This is a genomic window from Kitasatospora sp. NPDC057512, from assembly GCF_042802135.1.
Classification (GTDB): domain Bacteria; phylum Actinomycetota; class Actinomycetes; order Streptomycetales; family Streptomycetaceae; genus Kitasatospora.
The window spans coordinates 1-3,329 of the sequence record NZ_JBHVET010000843.1; the positions used below are offsets into that span (position 1 = coordinate 1).

At 72.2% G+C, this 3,329-nt stretch carries 2 protein-coding genes; one reads left to right on the forward strand and one right to left on the reverse strand.

Annotated features, from left to right (window positions below; translation table 11 throughout):
* Window positions 1–62: 62 nt before the first annotated feature.
* Window positions 63–1,271, reverse strand: coding sequence for an MFS transporter (locus ACFU6K_RS34630; RefSeq protein ID WP_380669918.1), 1,209 nt, complete (start codon window positions 1,269–1,271; stop codon window positions 63–65).
* Window positions 1,272–1,758: 487 nt separating this feature from the next.
* Here ACFU6K_RS34630 and ACFU6K_RS34635 point away from each other — a divergent pair, with 487 nt between their 5' ends.
* Window positions 1,759–3,105 carry a dicarboxylate/amino acid:cation symporter gene (locus ACFU6K_RS34635; RefSeq protein ID WP_049655677.1) on the forward strand — a complete coding sequence of 449 codons (1,347 nt, stop codon included), beginning with the start codon at window positions 1,759–1,761 and terminating at the stop codon, window positions 3,103–3,105.
* The last annotated feature ends 224 nt before the right edge of the window (window positions 3,106–3,329 follow it).

Consider the following 3,329-nt stretch of genomic DNA (forward strand, 5'->3'; position numbering starts at 1 on the left):
GGGTGAGCCGCTGGACGCCTACCACCTGGGGGCCGGCGGGCGCGGTCGTTCGTGGGGGTGGGTCAGCCCACCGGGACGGGCTGCTCGGCGGGGGCGACCGGCGCCGGGTGGAACCAGCGCCGGGCCCCGAACAGCAGCAGCCCGCCGATCGCGATGCCGCCCGCCGCGCACAGTGCCACCGGGCGCAGCGAGTCCTCGGCGAGCTTGCCGGAGACGGCGTAGCCGAGCGAGTTGCCGGTGGCGAACAGCGTCACCAGCCAGGCGAAGGCCTCGGTGACGGTGCCGGTCGGCGCGAGTTCGGCGACCAGCACGAACGCCGCCGCCAGCAGCGGTGCCAGCATGATCCCGGAGAGGAAGGCCAGCGCGGCCATCGGGTACGGCCCGGGCAGGGCGATCAGTGGCAGGTAGGAGGCGGCCATCGCGAGGGCCATCATCCAGGTGCGGGTGGCCGTGGTCTGCCGCCAGGTGACGGTGCCGTAGGCGAGTGCGCCGAGCAGGCCGCCGAGCGCCGCCAGGGCGAGCAGGGTGCCCCCGCCGCCGGGCAGCGCGCCGACGTTCCGTTCGGCGTAGGCGATGAACAGCACGTTCTGCGCGCCGACGGCCCAGCCGGCTCCGGCCAGTCCGACCAGCAGCAGGACCAGCCCGGGGGAGCGCAGCGGTCCGAGCAGCCCGGCGGACTGCTCCCGGGCCGGGGCGCGCCAGGACCGGGCGGGCCCGGTGGTGGCCACGATCAGCGCGCCGGCCAGTCCGAGTCCGGCGGCCACCCAGAGCGCGGCGACCGGGCTGAACAGTCCGGAGATGGCGGCGACGGCCAGCGGGCCGGCCACGTAGAGGATCTGCTGGGAGGCGGAGTCGAAGGCGTACGCGGTGTCGAGCTGCTTCTCCTCGACCACGTCCGGCCAGAGCGAGCGCAGGCAGGGCTCCAGCGGGGGCATGGCGAGGCCGGCGATCGCGGCCCCGACCGGCGCGCCGATCGCGGAGCCGGGGGCGAGGGCGAGCAGCGCGTACCCGCCGCCGGCCACCACGGCGGAGGCGAGCAGGACGCGCGGCTGTCCGGTGCGGTCGACGATCCGGCCGAGCACCGGCCCGCCGACGGCGGCGGCGATCGCGTAGCAGGAGGTGGCCAGTCCGACCCGGCCGTACGCCACTCCGGCGTCGCGCAGCGCGAGGGCGATGACGAGGGCGGTCATGCCGGCGGGCAGGCGGCCGAGCAGGGTGCCGAGCAGCAGGCGGGTGACGTGCGGGGCACGGAGCAGGGCGAGGTAGCCCATCGGCGTCCTCTCCGGGTGGGCAGGCAGGGGCGGGGACGCCGCCAAAGTTATACGTATAACCGTTCAGCGGTCAATCGGACCGCCGAGCCGCCCTGATGGGGCGTCAGCTTCGTTCGTGTCCGGATCGCGGGTTCACGGCGGGGTCCGGGTGGGCAGGGACTCTCCGTGACCTCAAACAAGTACTTTGAACATCTCAAACCTTTGCTGCTAACGTATCGGCCATGACAGCCTCAGACGCACTGCGGATGCACGGCCCGGGCCCGCTGCCCGGCGCCGCCCGCCCGTGTGCTCTGGCCGGTGCTGTGGACAGTCCGCGCCGTTGTCGCGCCATGGGCCGTTGCCGCGCCATGCGCTGTACCGCCCCGAGCTGTACCGCGGCGGCACGCCCCTGACCGGGGGCCGACCCCTTCCGTCCGGCCCCGCGCCGTGCCGCCTGCTCCGCCCCCACCTCACCGTCAGCAACGCCCTCCCCCGGAGACGCTCCCCCATGTCCACAGCGCCCGAGGCGACCTCGTCGCCGTCCGTGCTCGCCCGCATCCGCAAGACGCCCTTCTGGGTGCAGATCGTCGCCGGCCTCGTGCTCGGCGTCGGCCTCGGCTACCTGGCCCGCGCCGCCGACATCTCCTGGCTGGCCACCACCCTGGAGACGATCGGCAAGATCTTCGTCCAGCTGCTCAAGGTCGCCGTCCCGCCGCTGGTGTTCACCGCGATCGTGGTGAGCGTCGCCAACCTGCGCAACGTCACCAACGCGGCCCGCCTGGCCACCCGCACGCTGCTCTGGTTCATGATCACCTCGCTGATCTCGGTCGGCATCGGCATCGGCCTGGGCCTGCTGACCAACCCGGGCGAGGGCACCAACCTGAAGACCGAGGGCCTCAAGGCGCTCGACTCCAAGGGCACCTGGATCGACTTCCTGACCGGGATCTTCCCGACCAACATCGTCGACTCGTTCGCCAAGGTGAACGTGCTCCAGATCGTTTTCCTGGCGGTCGTGGTCGGCGCGGCGATCATCAAGCTCGGCGCCAAGGCCGAGCCGGTTCTCAAGCTCAGCGAGTCCGTGCTGGAGCTGACCCAGACCGCCCTGTGGTGGGTCATCCGGCTCTCCCCGCTCGGCACCCTCGGCCTGATCGGCAAGTCCGTCGCCAAGTACGGCTGGGACCTGCTCAAGCCCTTCGCCACGCTGACCCTGGACATCTACCTCGGCTGCGCGCTGGTGCTGTTCGTCGTCTACTCGCTGGTGCTGCGCTTCGCCGCCGGGCTCAACCCGCTGCACTTCTTCAAGGGCGCCTGGCCCGCCATCCAGCTGGCCTTCGTCTCCCGCTCCTCGGTCGGCACCCTGCCGGTCACCCGCCGCGTCACCGAGCGCCTCGGCGTCCCGAGCGAGTACGCGTCCTTCTCCGTGCCGTTCGGCGCCACCACCAAGATGGACGGCTGCGCCTCGATCTACCCGGCCGTCGCCGCGATCTTCGTCGCCCAGGTCTTCAACATCGAGCTGGGCATCAAGGACTACATCCTGATCGCCTTCGTCTCGGTGGTCGGCTCGGCCGCCACCGCGGGCCTCACCGGCGCGATCATCATGCTGACGCTGACCCTGTCCACCCTGGGCCTGCCGCTGGAGGGCGTCGGCCTGCTGCTCGCCATCGACCCGATCCTGGACATGATGCGCACCGCGACCAACGTCGCCGGCCAGGTCGTCGTGCCGATCGTGGTCGCCGCCCGGGAGAAGATCCTGGACGTCGCCGCGTACAACAACCCGTCCGGGGACCTGTACGAGGAGGACGCCAAGCCGGCCGTCGTCGCCGCCCAGGGCGGAGCGGCCACGGCCGCGGCCTGAGGCTGGTTCGGCTTCCGGCCCGGCCGCTCGGTCGGAGGCCGAATGCCCGATCGGACGCCAGAGGGGACGTCCGATCGACGGGACGGAAAGGGCCCTCTCCCGGTGACGGGGGAGGGCCCTTTCCGCATTCCTTTTCTCCGCACCCGAACTTCTCGGCCGGAACCGCCCGTTCGACGTTCGAGTGACGTTCGAGTGGAGAGGGAGGACGCCGTCGGCCGGAAGGC

Bases quoted from the DNA above. Each gene is read 5' to 3' on its own strand.
- ACFU6K_RS34630 (WP_380669918.1), bottom strand. From the start codon at position 1,271: ATGGGCTACCTCGCCCTGCTCCGTGCCCCGCACGTCACCCGCCTGCTG.
- ACFU6K_RS34635 (WP_049655677.1), top strand. From the start codon at position 1,759: ATGTCCACAGCGCCCGAGGCGACCTCGTCGCCGTCCGTGCTCGCCCGC.